At 59.5% G+C, this 17828-nt stretch carries 17 protein-coding genes and 1 pseudogene; 14 read left to right on the top strand and 4 right to left on the bottom strand.

Annotated features, from left to right (window positions below; translation table 11 throughout):
* Positions 1-293: 293 nt before the first annotated feature.
* On the bottom strand, positions 294-1175 hold the full coding sequence (locus DLM86_RS15125) for an Rpn family recombination-promoting nuclease/putative transposase (protein ID WP_110840869.1): 882 nt from the start codon (positions 1173-1175) through the stop codon (positions 294-296).
* 226 nt (positions 1176-1401) lie between these two features.
* Here DLM86_RS15125 and DLM86_RS15120 point away from each other — a divergent pair.
* Positions 1402-2970 (top strand): annotated as a pseudogene (locus tag DLM86_RS15120) (IS1182 family transposase).
* A gap of 93 nt (positions 2971-3063) precedes the next feature.
* Here DLM86_RS15120 and murQ read toward each other — a convergent pair.
* On the bottom strand, positions 3064-4011 hold the full coding sequence (gene murQ / locus DLM86_RS15115) for an N-acetylmuramic acid 6-phosphate etherase (RefSeq protein WP_110840868.1): 948 nt from the start codon (positions 4009-4011) through the stop codon (positions 3064-3066).
* A gap of 237 nt (positions 4012-4248) precedes the next feature.
* On the opposite strand from murQ, the gene DLM86_RS15110 reads away from it, so the two are divergent.
* From DLM86_RS15110 to DLM86_RS15065, 10 genes are all read left to right on the top strand, one after another.
* On the top strand, positions 4249-5433 hold the full coding sequence (locus DLM86_RS15110) for an exo-beta-N-acetylmuramidase NamZ family protein (protein WP_245954605.1): 1185 nt from the start codon (positions 4249-4251) through the stop codon (positions 5431-5433).
* 22 nt (positions 5434-5455) lie between these two features.
* Positions 5456-6409: a GNAT family N-acetyltransferase gene (locus DLM86_RS15105; protein WP_110841056.1), complete on the top strand. Its 954-nt coding sequence runs from the start codon at positions 5456-5458 to the stop codon at positions 6407-6409.
* A 61-nt stretch (positions 6410-6470) separates the two neighbouring features.
* Positions 6471-7796: an ABC transporter substrate-binding protein gene (locus tag DLM86_RS15100; RefSeq protein ID WP_110840866.1), complete on the top strand. Its 1326-nt coding sequence runs from the start codon at positions 6471-6473 to the stop codon at positions 7794-7796.
* An 83-nt stretch (positions 7797-7879) separates the two neighbouring features.
* The gene (locus DLM86_RS15095; protein ID WP_110840865.1) at positions 7880-8782 is read left to right on the top strand and encodes a carbohydrate ABC transporter permease; all 903 of its coding nucleotides are present in this window, start codon (positions 7880-7882) and stop codon (positions 8780-8782) included.
* Positions 8782-9657, top strand: a complete 876-nt coding sequence (locus DLM86_RS15090; RefSeq protein ID WP_110840864.1) for a carbohydrate ABC transporter permease — start codon at positions 8782-8784, stop codon at positions 9655-9657. The genes DLM86_RS15095 and DLM86_RS15090 overlap by 1 nt, the downstream gene beginning before the upstream one ends.
* 65 nt (positions 9658-9722) lie before the next feature.
* Positions 9723-10436 carry a PIG-L deacetylase family protein gene (locus DLM86_RS15085; protein ID WP_110840863.1) on the top strand — a complete coding sequence of 238 codons (714 nt, stop codon included), beginning with the start codon at positions 9723-9725 and terminating at the stop codon, positions 10434-10436.
* A gap of 32 nt (positions 10437-10468) precedes the next feature.
* The gene (locus DLM86_RS15080; protein WP_110840862.1) at positions 10469-11329 is read left to right on the top strand and encodes a MurR/RpiR family transcriptional regulator; all 861 of its coding nucleotides are present in this window, start codon (positions 10469-10471) and stop codon (positions 11327-11329) included.
* 183 nt (positions 11330-11512) lie between these two features.
* Positions 11513-12115, top strand: a complete 603-nt coding sequence (locus DLM86_RS15075) for a DUF975 family protein (RefSeq protein ID WP_110840861.1) — start codon at positions 11513-11515, stop codon at positions 12113-12115.
* 253 nt (positions 12116-12368) lie between these two features.
* Positions 12369-13649, top strand: a complete 1281-nt coding sequence (locus tag DLM86_RS15070) for an ArsB/NhaD family transporter (protein ID WP_110840860.1) — start codon at positions 12369-12371, stop codon at positions 13647-13649.
* Positions 13650-13678: 29 nt separating this feature from the next.
* Positions 13679-13966 (top strand): hypothetical protein, encoded by a 288-nt coding sequence (locus tag DLM86_RS15065; protein ID WP_110840859.1) that lies wholly within the window; start codon positions 13679-13681, stop codon positions 13964-13966.
* A 172-nt stretch (positions 13967-14138) separates the two neighbouring features.
* Here DLM86_RS15065 and DLM86_RS15060 read toward each other — a convergent pair whose 3' ends face one another.
* On the bottom strand, positions 14139-14654 hold the full coding sequence (locus DLM86_RS15060) for a hypothetical protein (RefSeq protein ID WP_110840858.1): 516 nt from the start codon (positions 14652-14654) through the stop codon (positions 14139-14141).
* Positions 14651-15130 carry a hypothetical protein gene (locus DLM86_RS15055; protein WP_110840857.1) on the bottom strand — a complete coding sequence of 160 codons (480 nt, stop codon included), beginning with the start codon at positions 15128-15130 and terminating at the stop codon, positions 14651-14653. Before DLM86_RS15055 ends, DLM86_RS15060 begins: the two co-directional genes overlap by 4 nt.
* 243 nt (positions 15131-15373) lie before the next feature.
* On the opposite strand from DLM86_RS15055, the gene DLM86_RS15050 reads away from it, so the two are divergent.
* The 3 genes from DLM86_RS15050 to DLM86_RS15040 are packed head-to-tail and all read left to right on the top strand — an operon-like array spanning position 15374 to position 17828.
* The gene (locus DLM86_RS15050; protein ID WP_110840856.1) at positions 15374-16333 is read left to right on the top strand and encodes a hypothetical protein; all 960 of its coding nucleotides are present in this window, start codon (positions 15374-15376) and stop codon (positions 16331-16333) included.
* 15 nt (positions 16334-16348) lie between these two features.
* Entirely contained in the window at positions 16349-17092 is a 744-nt protein-coding gene (locus DLM86_RS15045) for an ABC transporter ATP-binding protein (protein ID WP_245954604.1), read from the top strand.
* Positions 17085-17828 (top strand): ABC transporter permease, encoded by a 744-nt coding sequence (locus DLM86_RS15040; RefSeq protein ID WP_110840855.1) that lies wholly within the window; start codon positions 17085-17087, stop codon positions 17826-17828. Before DLM86_RS15045 ends, DLM86_RS15040 begins: the two co-directional genes overlap by 8 nt.

Raw genomic sequence — 17828 nt, 5'->3', positions numbered from 1 at the left:
TTGGGGTGTTGTCGGCCGATCGCCGACAGGCGAAGCCTACTGAGCTCGGAGCCGTGCGTTGTGCGGGCAGGTGCAGGCATACTTTAACGCGGCCGTCGGGATGATCCGTTGGATTTAATCCAACCGATTAGCCGGGATCGGCCCTAAGATGAAAGCTTCATTGGAAACGATCCAATGTACGCTTCATTCGTCTCCGCCTTGCGTTCTCTCTAGTTGGATGAAATCCTATTGAAGCGGTTTGTGTGCCATGCCTCGGTGTGCCGGAGAGATCCCCGTTTTTCGCGGTCTTCGGCTCACTTCTTCAGCCGCTCGACTTCCGCAAGCGACAGACCGGTAAGCTCGGCTACAAGCACCGCGTCCATCCCTTTATGCAGCATGTTCCTTGCTATCTCTTCCTTGTTTTTCTCGATGCCTTTCTCGATCCCTTTCTCGATCCCTTTCTCGTAGCCTTTCGCTTCCGCATCGGCGATGAGGCTGTTACGTTCGATGCGTGAATGCTCCCGGGCTTCGTATAATCTCACTGTTTCTTCGTCGGCGCTCAGCCATTCCAGCCGTTCTTCCGTCTTTTTAATGACCGGATCCATCTTCATCAGCTCCTCCAGATCGGTTTGCGGAAGCTTCTCGTCTAAAAACAACAACCAGCGGTGCAGCGGATCGTCGAAATTTTTCGGTACTTCCCGGAACTTGGGGTACTCGATAAAATGGCATTCCAAAGCATCGGTCAACATATAATCGGCTTCATGATCTTCATAGAAATGAAAGGTGCTGTGGTACCGCCGAATATCGAGCAGGTTGAAGTCCAGTATGTTGATCGCGACAGTCTTCTTCAAGTCTTCATATTTTTGGCCCGCCTTTATGGAATCGACGTACATTTTGGCCAAATAAAACAACGTACGTCGCGCCATATTGCGCTGATCCGTTAGTTGGACTTCGATGTCGATCTGCATGCGGTCGTGCGTTTCGGCTCGGACATCAAGCCGCCCCGTCTTGTCGTCGATCAGTTGTTTGCTTAGCTGTTTGTTCTCAATTACCGTCAAATCGGTGATCCGCTTATCGTCATCCAGCCGAAGTATGGCGTTAAGTAAAGAGATCAAACTGTCCTTTGTTTCTTGTTCGCCGAACAAGCGTTGAAAAATAAAATCGTTTTTAGGTTTTAACCGACGCACCGCCAACATGGATCGCCTCGTTTCATCTTTCGCATTATTCTATATTGTACCACACCGGGCCAAAAATCGGATCGCCGAACGGCTGAACGCCGCCCGACAACACGCCCAAAAGAGGGTGTCCCAAAAGCCATGAAAATGGCTGAGGGGCACCCTCGCTTCATTTTGTGCAACAAAAAGAAACCGTTCCTTGGTAAAATGGAAGTGCGACCAACCATTAGAAAAGGAGACGGTTTCTTTGTACATTCAATATAGCATGGATCAACTTTGGTTGCCAATGGATTTGGAAGAGGACATTCCTCAAAATCACCTCGTTCGTGTCGTCAACGCCGCTGTCAATCGCCTCGACGATGCGATCTTCGACGCCGCTTACCCCGGAGGCGGACGAGACAGTTATCATCCGAAAATGCTCACCAAGGTGATCATCTACGCCTACACCCAGCGCATTTACTCCTCTCGCCAGATCGCCAAGGCCGTACGGGAAAACATCATGTTCATGTGGATCGCAGGCAGACAAAGACCGGACTTTCGTACCATCAACCGTTTTCGTTCGGAGCGAATGAAAACCGTACTGGAGACGGTGTTCACCGCCGTACTTCAATTCCTGGCTGAGGAGAACTACGTGCAACTGGAACACTACTTTGTAGATGGCACCAAGATCGAAGCCAATGCCAACCGGTATACGTTTGTTTGGGGGAAGGCTGTCGTGAAGCAGAAGGCCAAGCTCCAGGAGAAAGTGCAGAATTTGTTCGCCGCCATTAAGGAAGCCGAAAAGGAAGAAGACGGAACGCACAGGGGCCGGGATCTGAGCGAGCTGGGCGAATCCTCTGCCATCACCAGCGAAAAGCTGGAGCATGCCGTCAAGCAATTGGAGGAGCGCCTGCAGGAGAAGCCGAAAGACAAACCGCTAAAGAAGGCGATGCGCATGCTCCGTAAGGACTTGCTCCCTCGCCTCCAGAAGTACGAGACTCAAGAAGCCATTCTCGGTACACGCAACAGCTACAGCAAAACGGACCATGACGCTACCTTTATGCGAATGAAAGAAGATCACATGCGCAACGGTCAGCTCAAGCCGGGATACAATGTGCAGATTGGCACCGAAAATCAATTCATTGTCGGCTATAGTTTGCACCAGCGGCCGACCGATACGCGCTGCCTCATCCCTCATCTCGAAAAAGTAAAATCGCAGTTAGGGAGGCTGCCAAGCACCGTTATCGCTGATGCCGGCTATGGCGGCGAAGAGAACTATGACTACTTGGAGCAGAACGAAGTCGAAGCCATTGTCAAATACAGCACCTATCACCGCGAAAAGAGTAAAGCTTGGCAAAAGGATATAAGCAAAATCGACAACTGGACCTATAACAGCGAACCGGATACGTGGACATGCGCAGCGGGACAAACGCTTCATTTCCACTGAGTGAGCAAGGAGAAAACGGAAAGCGGGTACGAAAACGAATACCGACATTACCGAAGTACCGGTTGTGAGGACTGTCCACTGAAGCCGCAGTGTACGAAAGCCCAAGGTGACAGCGAGATCAAAGTCAGCATGAAATATTTGCGGCTAAAAAACCAAGCAAGGCAAAAGCTCCGCAGCGAAGAAGGATATGCCCTAGCCGTGAGGCGCATGATCGAGCCGGAGCCTGTGTTTGGCTGTATGAAGAACAACCGTGGATTTAAAAGGTTCCTGCTTCGAGGCTTACCGAAAGTAAGTCTGGAGGTCGGGTGGCTTTCCCTTGCTCACAATCTGCTCAAGAAAGCAGCCGTGGACGCTAAAAAACAAGGAGCTAAGCGAAAACAGGCCGCTTAGCTCCTTGTTTTTTAAACGATTTACTTTGTTTGCTACGTAGACTGGCCCAAATAGTTACTTTTGGGACACCCTCTTTTGCTTATGACCGCCGGCTTACGGCGTATCGCCGGAGATGCGCCGATCCGTCGGCTTCTCCGGCGCGCCGAGCCGGATCGCCTCGCGGACGAAGCCGCCCGCCTGCTCGAGCAGCTTCGCCGCCCGCTCGATCGGCGAATTCGTCGCGATCATGACGACCGCCGTCTTCACGTCGCCTCCGGTCGCCTTGAACGCTCGCTCTACCGCCTCGTCCGGGGCGCCCGTCGCCATGCGGATCATCTGCTTCGCGCGGTTGACGAGCTTCACGTTCGTCGCCCGCAGGTCGACCATCAGGTTGCCGTACACTTTGCCCATCTGGATGAAGGAGGCGGTCGTCAGCATGTTCAGCACCATCTTCTGCGCGGTGCCGGCTTTGAGCCGCGTCGAGCCGAGCACGACCTCCGGCCCGACGACGACCTCGATCGCGACGTCCGCATGCTCGCGCATCGCCGAATTCGCGTTGTTGCACACGCAGACGACGGCCGCGCCCGCCTCCCGGGCCCGCTTCATCGCGCCGATGACGTACGGCGTCCGGCCGCTCGCTGCGATGCCGACGAGAACGTCGTCCGCGCCGACGCCGCATCGGGCGACGTCCTCGGCGCCGAGCGCCTCGTTATCCTCGGCGCCCTCGATCGCCGTGCGGATCGCCGTATCGCCTCCGGCGATGACGCCCTGCACCAGCTCCGGATCGGTGCCGAACGTCGGCGGGCATTCGGAGGCGTCGAGCACGCCGAGCCGCCCGCTCGTCCCCGCGCCGAAATAAAACAGCTTGCCGCCGCGGCGGAAACGGTCGACGATCGTATCCACCGCCCGGCCGATATCGGGTATGGCCTGCCGGACGGCGGCCGCGATCAATTGGTCTTCGTCGTTCATCATTTCGAGCATGCCGACGGTGGACGCCTGGTCGATGTCGCGCGTCCGTTCGTTGCGCTGCTCGGTCGTAAGCCGGTCCAAGTATAGCTTCATCATGAATCCCTCCGATGGGTAGTCCCGGAACGGGTATTTTTCCTTACTATAAACGAAAACGAGTGCATCTGTAAAATATTTTTTTATGACAAAACATTTTTGTTGAAATATTGTTTCAAGCTGTTATAATGGGGCTGTGGCTAAAATAAAGTTTTAATGGTGCTTGTAGAAAATGAATTAATGTTTTATGATCGCCTATTGTAAGCGATGCCAAAAACGGAAACGGGGGAACATCGATTGGCACATGCAAAGGTTGGCGGGGCCGTCCTGAGCGGCGCGGACCGGTTGGCCGCTTCGGCCGCCTCATACTTGGAAGGGAAGCGGTTCGGGCTGTTGACGAACCCGACGGGCATGACGCGGGATTTCCGGTCCACGATCGACGTCTGCGCGGAGCTCGGCTCCGCGAAGCTGACCGCCTTGTTCGCTTGCGAGCACGGCATCCGCGGGGAGCGGCAGGCGGGACTGCTGTTCGAGGACGAGACGGATCCCGCGCTCGGCATTCCCGTCTTCAGCCTGTACGGCAAGCATCGAGCGCCGACGGCGGATATGCTCGAGGCGGTGGACGCGGTCGTGTTCGACATTCAGGACTTGGGCGTCCGGTTCTACACGTACTTGACGACGCTCGTCTACACAATGCAGGCGTGCGCGAAGGCGGGCAAGGAGCTGATCGTCCTCGATCGGCCGAATCCGCTCGGCGGCGTCGCCGTCGAGGGCGGGCTGCTGCGCGACGGCTACCAGTCGATGGTCGGCGTCTGGCAGGTGCCGTTCCGCACCGGGATGACGATCGGAGAGTTCGCGCGGCTCGTCAACGACCAGTCGGAGCCGAAATGCCGGCTGCAGGTCGTCCCGCTGGAGGGCTGGAGCCGCCGGATGGAATATCCCGAGACGGGCTTGCCGTGGATGATGCCGTCGCCGAACATGCCGACGATGGATACGGTTCGCGTCTACTCCGGCACGTGCCTGTTCGAAGGGACGAACTTGTCCGAAGGACGGGGAACGACGAAGCCGTTCGAGATGATCGGCGCTCCGTGGCTCGACGGAAAGGCGACGGCCGACGCGCTGAACCGGCGAGGGCTGCCGGGCGTCGTGTTCCACCCGGTTTACTTCACGCCGATGTTCTCGAAGCAGAAAGGGGAGCTGTGCTCCGGCATTCAGGTGTACGTGACCGATCCGCAAGCGTACCGGGCCGTACGAACCGGACTTTATATGCTGGAGCAGATCCAGAAGATGCATCCGGATCAGTTCCAATGGCTGCCGCCTTACAAAGAAGGAGGCAAGACGTTCATCGATCTGCTCTCCGGCGGCGATCGCGTCCGGCTGACGCTCCACGAGCCGGGGGCGGCCGAACGGATCGCGGACGACTGGGACCGCGAGGCGGCGGAATGGGCGAAGACGCGCGAAGCGTACTTGCTGTACGAATAAGGCGAAGGGGATGGACACGATCATGACGACGATTCAATACCGGCATTACGAATCGGGGGACGAGGCGGCGATCGTCGCGCTCTGGAACGAATGCCTGCACCACGATCCGATTACGCCGCTGCGGTTCCGCAATATGGTGCTGCTCGACGCGAACTTCGATCCGGAAGGGCTTCGTCTCGCCTTCGAAGGCGAGCGGCTCGTCGGCGCGGTATACAGCCTGCGCCGGGTGCTGCCGATGCACGGCACCGACCTCGAGCCGGACAACGGCTGGGTGACGTTTTTCTTCGTCGCGCCGGACGTACGCCGGCAAGGCGTCGGCACCCGGCTCATGGAGGAGGCGTTCGCGTTTCTCGCCAAGCACGGGCGCAAGCACGTATTTTTCTCCTCGTACGCGCCGAACTATTTCGTTCCGGGCGTTGACGAGAGCAGCTATCCGGACGGCTACGCGTTTTTGCAAAAGCAAGGGTTCGCGAAGCTGTACTCGCCGGTGGCGATGGACTACTCGCTCGTCGCCTACTCGTACCCGCAGGACGTGAAGGAGCTGAAGCAGCGGCGCCTCCAGGAAGGCTACACGTTCGAGCTGGCGCAGGACCGCGATCTGGTCGACGTCATCCGGTTCGCCACCGACGTCTTCAACCCCGACTGGGGACGCGCCATGCGCGAAGGGGTGCTGCGCGGACTGCCGCTGACGGCGATCCATATCGCCCGCGAGAACGGCCGTCTCGTCGGCTTCTGCATGCACGGCGGCTACGAAGGGATCCGCGAGCGGTTCGGTCCGTTCGGCGTCGATCCGTCCCAGCAGGGCAAAGGGCTCGGCAAAATTTTGCTGCACGACTGTCTCGCCAACATGCGGGCGCAAGGACTGCACGGCGCCTGGTTTCTATGGACCGGCGAGACGACGACGGCGGGACATTTGTATAAGAAGCTCGGCTTCGAGATTACGCGCCGTTTCCACGTGTGCAAGAAGAGCTTCTGACGGTCTCGACGGCCGCGGCAAGCTCCATAAATATAACCATTTTCTCAGGGAGGTCTCATTCATGAAGAAATTGGCTACACGCGCAGTAAGCCTCGCCGTCACGTCGGCGCTGGCCGTCAGCTTGGCCGCCTGCGGCTCGAGCAAGGACGACGCGGCGGGAAGCGGCGGCGACAAGGCGAAGGAGCCGGTGACGCTGACGCTGCTGTCCCACTACGCCGGTCCGCAGGAAGAGAAGCTGAAGCCGTACGTCGACATGTGGAACAAAGACCATCCGGACATTCAAGTGAAGCTCGAGCCGGTCGACTTCGGCGAGCTGCTGAAGACGATCCAGGCGAAGCAGACGGCCGGCCAAGTCGCCGACATCATGCACGTCTACTCGCTCTGGGGCGGCCAGCTGACGAAGAGCAAGGTGCTCGCGGAGCCGCCGGCGGACGTCCTCGACGACGTGAAGAAAAATTACCCCGAAGCGTCGGTGAAGGGCGCCTCGATCGGCGGCAAAGTGTACGGCTTCCCGACCGAGGTGAACGCCTACGCGCTGTTCTACAACAAAAAGATGTTGAAGGACGCCGGCTTCGATAACCCGCCCAAAACGTGGGACGAAATGTACAATATGGCGAAAGCGATTACGAAGAAGGACGCCTCCGGCAAAATCGTCCAGCAAGGGTTCGGCTTCGCGCGCGGCTACGCGTCGATCGTCGACCAGCCGTTCATGGCGCTCATGGCGACGGCGGGCGGCCAGCTGATCAGCGACGACCTGAAGAAGGCGCAGCTCGACTCCGACGCCGGCAAGAAGACGATGGAATACGCCGCGAAGTTTTACAAGGACGGCATCGCCGACGTTTCGTTCAGCGTAAGCAAGACGTTCGGCGCCGAACAGACGGCGATGACGATCCAAGCGGGCTGGTGGGCCGGCTCCCTGCAAGGCACGATGAAGGACGCGTACAAAAACATCGGCGCCGCTCCGCTGCCGTCCCCGGACGGCACGAAGAAGGGCTCGGTCGCCTATACGTGGATGTGGGGCGTCAACAACAAGTCCAAGCATCAGAAGGAAGCTTGGGAATTCCTGAAATGGTTCAACACCGTCTCGATCAAGGACGGCTTGACGCCGGAAGGCAGCTTCCTGCTGGACGCGTTCAACTCCCTGTCGACGCGCAAGTCCGACCTCGACGCGAAGCCGATCAAAGACAAGCTGGCGAGCGACGAAGTGTTGAAAACGTTCGTGGACGCGCTCAACTACGCGCAGCCGGAGCCGAACCCGGCGGCCGGTACGGAAATCCAGGACATTTTGTTCAAGCAAATCGAGAGCACGTGGACCGGGCAAACGACGCCGGAAGCGGCCGTCCAGGCGGCGCAAAAAGAAATTCAATCGAAGCTGGGCGCAGAGTAAGCGGGGTACGGGCCGGCCTTCCGGCCCGACCTTCTTTTTACGGTCCGCGCCGCCATTCGGGGATTTGTTAAGGAGGCAATGCCGTGAGCGGTAAAAGCAAGCTGAACCGCGGCCAAGGGCTGCTCGGCTGGGCGTTTCTGTCGCCGGTCGTCGTGTTTTACGCCGTCTTTTTCCTCATTCCGCTTCTGTTCTCGCTGTACTTGAGCTTTACGGAATGGGGCGGCTTCGACCTGACGCTGATCGACTGGGTCGGGCTGAAAAATTACAAGGCGCTGTTCGCCGACGGCTCGACGTTCGTCAATCCGATTCTGAAAAACACGTTCGTGTTCGCCTTCGGCACGGTCGCCATCTCGTTCCTCATCGCGCTGATGGTGTCGTACATGATTACCCGGCTCAAGTACGAAGGGTTTTGGCGGACGCTGTACTTCCTGCCGACGGTCACGACGGTCGTGGCGATCGGCAACGTATGGCTGTACTTGTACAACCCGACGAACGGGCTCATCAACGCGGTGCTGAACAAGCTCGGCGTATCGTCGATCAAGTTTCTCGACGACCCGACGACCGCGCTCGCCTCGATTATCGTCGTCGGCGGCTGGCTCGGCATCGGCAGCTCGGTGCTTATCCTGACCGCCGGGCTGAAGGCGATTCCCGAGGACTATTACGAGGCGGCGACGCTCGAGGGCGCGGGGCTGTCGGATATTTTTACGAAAATTACGTTTCCGCTGCTGAAGCCGTCCATCCTGTTCGTCCTCATTACGTCGTTCATCGGCGGCCTGCAGTCGTTCACGCTGTCGCTCGTCATGACGAAGAACGGCGGACCAGGCAACTCGACGAACGTCGGGGGGCTGGAAATGTATAACCAGGCGTTCTCCTACGGCAACTGGGGAACGGCGAGCGCCATGGCGTTCGTGCTGTTCGTCTGCGTCTTCATCGTCACGATCGTCCAGCTGACCGTATTTCGCCGGGGAGGAGTGGAAAGCTACTGATGAAACCGAAAAAATTTCCATGGTTCTCGTACACGGTCATTATCGTCGGCAGCATCATGATGGTGTTTCCGTTTCTCGAGATGCTCTTCTCCTCCTTCAAGGGAGCGGCGGATTACAACCGGCTGAACTACTCGCTGTTCCCAGAGACGTTCGAGACGAGCAACTACGCGACGGCGTTCGAGCAGCTGAAGCTCGGCCTCCTGTTCAAGAACAGCCTCGTCAAGTCGGTCGTCACGACGGTCATCGTGCTGCTGACGAGCTCGTTCGCGGGCTATGCCTTGACGAAGCTGCGGTTCCGCGGGCAGAAGACGATCTTCCGCTTCATCCTGTCGACGATGATGTTCCCGGCGTTTCTGTTCCTCATCCCGAACTTCTACATCATGGTCCACTTCCCGTTCGTGGGCGGCAACGACTGGATGGGCGAGGGCGGGGACGGGGGCATGGCGAAGTATACGCTGGCGCTCATCCTGCCGTTTACGGTAAGCGCGTTCGGCATCTTCCTCATGCGCCAGTTCATCATGACGATCAACGACGCGTACATCGAAGCGGCCCGCATCGACGGCGCCTCGGAGCTGCGCATCTTCTTCCAGCTCATCCTGCCGATGACGGTGCCGGCGCTCGCGACGCTCGCGATCTTCGAATTTATCGGCAGCTGGAACGAGTTCATCTGGTCCTTGCTCATGTACACCGTCAACAAAGATTTGGCGACGCTGCCGGTCGGCATCCAGCAGCTGAAGTCGCATCTCGATTCGAACATGACGCAGCCGCTCGTCAATGCGGCGCTCGTCATCAGCACCGTGCCGATTCTGCTCGTCTTCATCTTCCTGCAAAAATATTACGTACGCGGTATGATGAATTCGGGACTGAAGGAATAGTTCTTCCGAACCGGGTTTGAAACCCGCCCCCCAAACAAGCTACAATGGAAAAGGAGAAATGAACCATGTCCGACGAACAAAAGAAAATGCACATTCTCGCCATCAGCGCCCACGCGGGCGACCAAGAGCTGACCGCCGGCGCGACGATCGCGAAATATACGCAGGAAGGCCACAAGGCGACGTTTCTGCATTTGACGCCGGGAGAGAAAGGCCATCCGCGCCTGTCGCCGGACGAATACGCGAAGCAAAAAATCGAGGAAGCGTACAAGGCGGCGGAAATTCTCGGTGCCGACGTCCGGTTCCTGCAATACAAGGACGCGGAAATTCCGGTCAACGACGAGATCAAGTACGAGGTCGCGGACGTCATCCGCGAAGTGAAGCCGGACATCATCATTACGCACTGGAAACACAGCATTCACAAAGACCACGCGAACACGCACAAAATCGTCGAGGACGCCCATTTCTACGCGGCGCTCAAGACGATCGAGCGCGACCTGCCGCACCATTACGCGCGCAAGCTGTACTTCTCGGAAAACTGGGAGGACATGCACGAATTCGTGCCGGAGGTGTTCATCGACATTCCGGAGGAGGCGTTCGAGGCTTGGGTGAAGGCGCTCAGCGTGTACGCGTTCGCACGCGGGGAAACGTACGGGTTCCCGTATATCGATTATTACAAAGCGTTGACGGTCGTCCGCGGGGCACCCGTCTACTTCAAGCGCGCGCAAGGCTTCATGGTGCCGAGAGGCGGCCTGAACAAGCGGCTGCAGTGGTTTGAATAAAACGGCCGGCAAACGGTAAAGGTGGAGTCGGGTTGAACGGCGGATTGATTCGCATACGGGAAATGCTCCAGCATATCACGCCTTCGGAGCGGATTATAGCGGACTATATTTTAAACCATCCGGAGGACATGGCGCACATGTCCGTCGCCGACTTGGCGGAACGGAGCGGGGGCAGCCAGGCGGCCATCATCCGGCTGTGCAAATCGCTCGGGTTCAAAGGGTATCCGGAGCTGAAAATGAAAGTCGTAGGGGATTTGCAGGCGCAGGAAACGTACGAATACCGCGAGTTCAGCCCGAACGACTCGATCGCCACGATCGTGCAGAACGTGTCGCACAACAACATGCAGTCGATTCGCGATACGATGAAAATATTGGACCTCGGCCATCTGCAGCGAGCGGTCGAAGCGCTCAGCCGGGCGAACCGGATTTTTTTCTACGGCACCGGCGCGTCGAACTTGATCGCCCAGGACGCCCAGCAAAAGTTTTTGCGCATCAATAAAGCGTCGTTCACCTTCACCGACCCTACCGTCCAGCTGACGGCGGCCGTCACGATCCAGGCCGACGACGTCGCGGTCGGCATCTCGTATTCGGGCGAGACGAAGCCGGTCATCCAAAGCTTGCTGTACGCGAACGAGGCGGGTGCGACGACGATCAGCATCACGAAGTACGGCCATACGACGCTGAGCGGCGTGGCGGGCATCCCGCTGTTCACCGCCTCGACGGAGAACGAGATCCGCAGCGGCGCGATGACGTCGCGCATTACGCAGCTCAATCTGATCGACATCCTGTATTTGAGCGTCGCCAGCCTCAACTACGAGAAGTCGGTCGAATATTTGGAGCGCAGCCGCAAAGTATTGAAAGACTTGGCGAAGCTCTCGTCCAAAAAGCAATAGGCCATCGCCAGACCGGATTCCCGGTGTCGACGACGTTCGACGCCGGGAGTCTTTTTTTTGTTCCGATGGGAAAAAGATCGAAAGTTTCCCGGTGCTCGCTCATATGCTTACTTGTGCCGCGAGTTGTGACGAAGTTGTGAACGCCGGAGCGGCCGACAATTCGAACATGGAGGTAAGGTGTCGATGCCTACTAGCAGTCAGCTGCGCGCAGCCGCAAGAAGGAGCTTGTCCGGAAATTGGGGGAAGGGCGTGGGGGTGAGCTTGCTCGCTTCGATCATCCTCGGCGTCGTCGGAGCGATTCCGTACATCGGGTGGATCGGAACGCTGCTGCTCGGCGGACCGATCTCGCTCGGCTTGTACGCGTTCTTCCTGAAGCTGCACCGGAGCGAGCGGCCGACGGCCGGTTCGCTGTTCGACGGGTTCAACCGGTACGGACCGTCGTTCCTTCTGTACTTGCTGATCTACATATTCGTGCTGCTCTGGTCGCTTCTGCTCATCGTGCCTGGCATTATCGCGGCGCTCCGGTATTCGCAGGCGTATTTCGTCATGCAGGACAATCCGGGCTTGACGGCTTCGGAGGCGCTGAACCGGAGCAAGGAAATGATGGTCGGCCATAAAGGCCGCTTGTTCGTCCTGTACTTGTCGTTCATCGGCTGGGCGATTCTCGCCGCCATTCCGTTCGGTCTCGGCTACTTGTGGCTCGCCCCTTACATGATGGCGACGCAGGCGGCGTTTTACGAAGATTTGAAAGCCCGCACGAGCGGGGGCGGGACGTACTCGGTGTAGCTCCGCTATTTACAAAATGCCCGAAACACGGTAAACTGGTTAACGTTATGCCCTATACGAACGACCCGGAGGAGCCTGCCATCGCAGGCTCCTTTTTGCCGTTTTTCGCGTTTTTCGCGGCGGGAGCGGGTGTGCGGTTCGACTCCTTCACGACCGAAGACGCGGGGGGAATGGCGGGTCGGGAACGGGGCATTCTTAACATTGTCGCCCATGCGGCAATAAACGGAAACGAGACGCATTCGGGGGAGGCTTTATGGAACAGCAAGCGATTTGGGCGATCGTCATTTTTTTGGTCACGTACGGCATGATTATCGCGGAAAAAATTCATCGGACGATCGTGGCCATGCTCGGGGCGGTCATTATCGTCGTATTCGGCATCGTCGATCAGGAGTCCGCGCTCCATCATATCGACTTCAACACGCTCGGGCTGCTCGTCGGGATGATGATCATCGTGGGCATAACGGCGGAAACCGGGTTCTTCAAATATTTGGCCGTGCTCGCCGCCAAGAAGGCGAAGGGCGACCCGGTCCGCATCATGGCGCTGCTCTCGCTGATCACGGCCGGGGGATCGGCGCTGCTCGACAACGTGACGACGGTGTTATTGATGGTCCCGATCCTCTTCAGCATTACCCGGCAGCTGCAGGTGCCGCCGGTGCCGTTTCTGATCACGCAAATTATCGCGTGCAACATCGGGGGAACCGCCACGCTCATCGGCGACCCGCCGAACATTATGATCGGCAGCGCCGTCAAGGAACTGACGTTCATGGCGTTCATCAACAATTTGGCGCCGATCGCGGCGTTGATCATGGCGGTGCACATCCCGCTGTTCATCTGGCTGTTCCGCAACAAAATTCGAACGACGGACGAGCTGAAAGCGAACGTCATGAAGCTCGACGAGAAGGAGCTGATCGAGGACCGGAAGCTGCTCGTCAAAAGCTTGTCCGTACTCGGGCTTACGATCGTCGGCTTCTTCCTGCACCAGCTCGTCCATCTGGAGTCGGCGACCGTCGCCTTGGCCGGCGCGTTCCTGCTGCTGCTTCTGACGGGCGAGCATGGGATGGAGGAAGCGTTCGCGAAAGTCGAGTGGACGACGATTTTCTTCTTCGTCGGCTTGTTCGTCCTCGTCTCCGGCTTGGTCGAAACGGGCGTCATCGCGGAGCTGGCCGCGCAGGCGATCGAGCTGACGGGAGGCGATCCGGTGTTCACGTCGATGCTGATCCTGTGGCTCAGCGCGATCGCCTCGGCGTTCCTCGACAACATCCCGTTCGTCGCCACGATGATTCCGATGATCCAGGAGATGGGCCAGCTCGGCATCGCCGATCTGGAGCCGCTCTGGTGGAGCTTGGCGCTCGGCGCCTGCCTCGGCGGCAACGGCTCGCTCATCGGCGCGAGCGCGAACCTGATCGTGGCCGGAATGTCCGGCAAGGAAGGCCATCCGATCACGTTCATGCATTATTTGAAGATCGGCTTTCCGCTCATGCTGCTGTCGGTGGCGATGGCGAGCGCGTACATTTATTTGCGGTATTTGATTTGATTCGATGCGATAGAGAGGGGAGCAGCGCCATGAAGCTCGTATACCGGTTCGACCCGAGCGTCGTCGACATCGAGGAGCGCCGCAACGGCGCCGACGCGGAATTTACGATCCGCATCCTGCGGGAGGATCTGCACGCGGATGCGATCAAGCGGGCGGGCAAACATTTCGAGGAGAACCGCGTCCATACCGACGTGCTGATCTACGCCTACCCGAACCGCGAGTACAAAGCGATCGTGCGTCCGGACTATTACGTCGATTTCGTGCTGGAGCTGATGAAGCGGAAGCTGCTGACGCGGGTGGAATGGACGGCGGACTGACGTCACGCGCAACAACGAAACGGCCTTTCGGAATGTCCGAAAGGCCGTTTTGCTTGCGCGCAGTTGGGCGGATCGACGGTTGGCGGGATCGGGCGCGAATCGAGTCTTTAGCGCCCCCACAGCATGCTGCAGGTGCATGGACGCCGCAATGGCAATGGGCATACGGCCTTCCTTACTTCCATTCCGGCGCCGACTCCCGCTTCGTCGCGGCATACGTACGCTTGATCCGGTAATAGAAAGCGAGGTACAGGGACTGGACGACGAGATAGACGAGCGACGAGTAGCCGAGCGTCCAGCCTTTGTAATGGAAGACGTGCAGCCGGGCGGCCAGCGCCTCGAAGGCGACGGCGAACGCCGACCAGACGACGACGTAGCCGGCGATCCCCAAGCCGCGTACGTTCCAACGGTCGAAGAAGTAGACGAAGAAGTAGGCGAACGGGGCGTAGACGAAATAAAACAATATTTCGAATAGCTCGTAATTGCCCGTATCGTTGACGTCGTACAGGTCGAACGGCTTCGGCGCGATCAAGAAATCGGCGTACATCGGAATGCCGACGCCGAGCGCCAAAAAAACGATCGTAACGGATTTCGGGAACCGGCGGGGCATCACGAAGAACAGGACGGCCATGACGGCTAACGCCGAAAGCAGAAACCATTCGTTCGCATCGAAGCGCTGGGGCCAAATCACGGCAGTCCGTTCACCTCCTTGCGCAGCACCTTCCGGTACAGGGCGCGAATCGCGAACATCGCGATCACGTACCCGGTCCAGAACGCGACCGACCACCAGCGCCTCCATGACGGAGCGAAGTCCAGCACGTTCATTCGCTCGGCCAGCAGCTCGATGCCGACGAGCACGGCGACGAGCACGGCTCCCGCCGCCCATTTGGCCGCCGCCCGTCTCCGCGTCGACGCGAATCCGATCGCCGGGATCGAGACGGCCGGCACCAGAAAGCTGCGGATCGAGTCGAACGCGAGGAAGCCCAGTACGTCGGACGATGGGATGATCAGCTTATAGTCGTCGCCCAGCAGGCCGATGTAATTGTCCACGATTTGGAGCGACGTGCACCATAAGACGATGATTTCGAACAGATGGACCGGTTTGCGGGCGACGACGAACGTAAGCATCGCGATGATGGTCAAGCCGACGAAGACGGGAAACGCCATAAATCCTCCGCGCAGTCTGGGATATGTACCAGTTTTTGCTGCCGGCGCCCGATCTATGCATACAAGGTGACGAGACGGTTTTATACTTCCTTTCGGTTTTCGTCCGATTGTTTATACTTTTTTTACACTTCATTTAGAGGGGGTTTAGAGCCGCCGGGTATGATGGTTTCAGAGGGCGAACGGCGCAAGCCGAAACAACAACGCCCCGCCAATCTATCCGATCGGAACGAGGAGGAAGAAACGATGAAGAAAAAATGGATCGCAATGGGCACGGGCGTCGGCATCGGCGCCGTCATGCTGACGGTGAGCGCCATGTCCGCCATGGCCGGGACGTCCGGCTACGAAGCCTGGAAGTCGGCGCTGAAGCAGACGAGGACGGCGCAAAGCGTGGCCGGTACGGCGGCCGTCACCGTCTCCGACAACGGCAGCGAGCTGTTCGGCGCGAGCGCGGCGTTCAAAAAAGGAGCGGGCGACTCCGGCGCGAGCGCGACCGTGACGCTGAGCGCGGGAGCGGTGACGAAGGGAGCGAACCTGTACCTGCAGGACGGCAAAGCGATCGTGAAGACGAGCGACAGCGACGTCTATCGCGTAGCCGAGCACGGTGGGGGCAAGGGACCGAAATGGCGTCATGACGGCGCCCGGGAAGGCGGCCCCGACCCTGAATTCGCCGAAGGCGCGGAGCGGGTGCTGGATGCGCTCGTCGGCAGCTTGAAGGACCACGTGACGCTGCAATCGGAAGCGGACGGCGGCAAGCGGGTTTCGCTGCACTTGACCGGCAGCCAAGTGCCGGTAGCCGTCAATGCGATCGGCTCGCTTCTCGTCCGGGGCGCGTCGGACGGCCCGCATGGCGGCTGGAAGCACGGCGTCGAGGGCAAGGGCGAGGGCGAAGCCGCAGAGGACTTCCACGCGCTGTTCGCATCCGGGCTGGAGCACGATTGGCCGAAGCTGACGAAGGATATCCGGGTGGACGACATTCGCCTCGATGCGACGATCGATGCCGCGAACTATTTCGACCGCAAGTCGGCGGAAATCCGTATCGTCGGGAAGGACGATGCGGGAGCCGAGCACAGCGTCGTCGTCCGGGCGGACATCGACTTGTCCGGCGTGAATGCGACGACGCCGGATTCGGTCGATCTGACCGGCAAGCAAGTCGAGAAGATCGAACACGACGCCGGCTGGCGCGATCGCGGCGGCCGCCGCTAACGAGACAAGAGGAGCGTGACGAACGTGGAACCCGTCCTGCAAATCCGGCAGCTGACGAAACGATACCGCAACGGCCGCGGCGTCCGGGGCATCGACCTCGACGTCCGCCGCGGCGACATCTACGGCTTGTTCGGCCCGAACGGCTCGGGCAAGACGACCGTGCTGAAAATCGTCACGGGGCTGATCCGGGCGGACGGGGGAAGCGTCTCCCTGTTCGGCCGGCACCCGGGCGACGGCTACGAGCGGTCGATGCGCAAGGTCGGCTGCGTCATCGAGACGGCCGACGTCTACGACTACATGTCCGCGGAAGGGCACCTGCGCCTGATCGCGCGGTTCCATCCCGAGCTGCCGCCGGCGCGCATCGGCGAAGTGCTCGACTGGGTCGGCTTGACGCCGTACCGGCGCGAGAAGGTGCGCGGCTTCTCGCTCGGCATGAAGCAGCGGCTCGCGCTCGCCGCCTCGCTGCTTCACGCCCCCGAGCTCGTCATCCTCGACGAGCCGTCGAACGGGCTCGACATCGAAGGGACGGTCGAGCTGCGCGAGCTCATTCTCCGGCTGTCCGCCGATAACGGCACGACGTTTCTCGTCTCAAGCCACGCGATCGACGAGATGGAGCGGCTGTGCACGCGCGTCGGCTTCCTGTACGACGGGACGCTGATCCGCGAAGGAGCCGTCCCGGAGCTGACCGCCGGCCTGGGGCTGGAGCAAGCGTATTTGGCGGAAATGCGCCGGGCGAGGGAGGGGAAAGTTCATGTTTGACTGGTACGCGGGCACGTACAACGAAACGGCGAAGCTGCTGCTGCAGACGAAGACGAGGCTTGCGATCGCGCTCTCCGCGCTCGTCCCCGTCCTGGCCGCGCTGCTGCTCGCCAGCCTGGAGTCGAGAGCCGGGCTGTCGCTCGGCCGCGACTTGCCGCAGCTCATGCTCGGCCTGTTCACCGCCGTCTGGCTGCCGCTCTTCGTCTTCATGGCCGCAGCCGAATCGTTCTCCGGCGAATACGCCGCCCGCACGATCAAGCTCGCGCTGCTTCAGCCGGTAACCCGGGCGAGCCTGTTCGCGTCCAAGGTGGCGGCGCTGCTGCTGTATACGGCCGGGCTGCTTGCCGTCGTCTGGGTCGCCTCCGCGGCCGCCGGACTCGCGTTCGACAGCCGGACGACGATCGCGGGGCTGCCGGACTCGCTGCAGACGTACGCGGCCGCGTTCGTGGCGATGGCTTCACTGTGCGCCTTCGCCGCGTTCGTCGCCCAATGGCTGCGCAGCGGCGTCGGGACGCTGGCCGTCTGCGTGGCGCTGTACGTCGCCGCCAAGCTGCTGCCGTTCGTTTTCCCCGAAGCGTCCGTCTGGTCGTTCTTCGCGTACACCGATTGGCATACGCTGTGGCTCGGCGGCGGCGTATCCGCGGGAAAGCTGCTGCAGGCATTCGCCTTCCTGCTCTCCGGTAGTATAATAAGCTATATGGCCGGCTGGTACATGTTCGAAACGAAATCATTCTGA

It is taken from the genome of Paenibacillus flagellatus (genome assembly GCF_003217775.1).
Lineage (GTDB): Bacteria > Bacillota > Bacilli > Paenibacillales > NBRC-103111 > Paenibacillus_AB > Paenibacillus_AB flagellatus.
The sequence above is the reverse complement of the archived record's forward strand: the minus strand, read 5'-3'. Positions and strand labels throughout refer to the sequence as shown.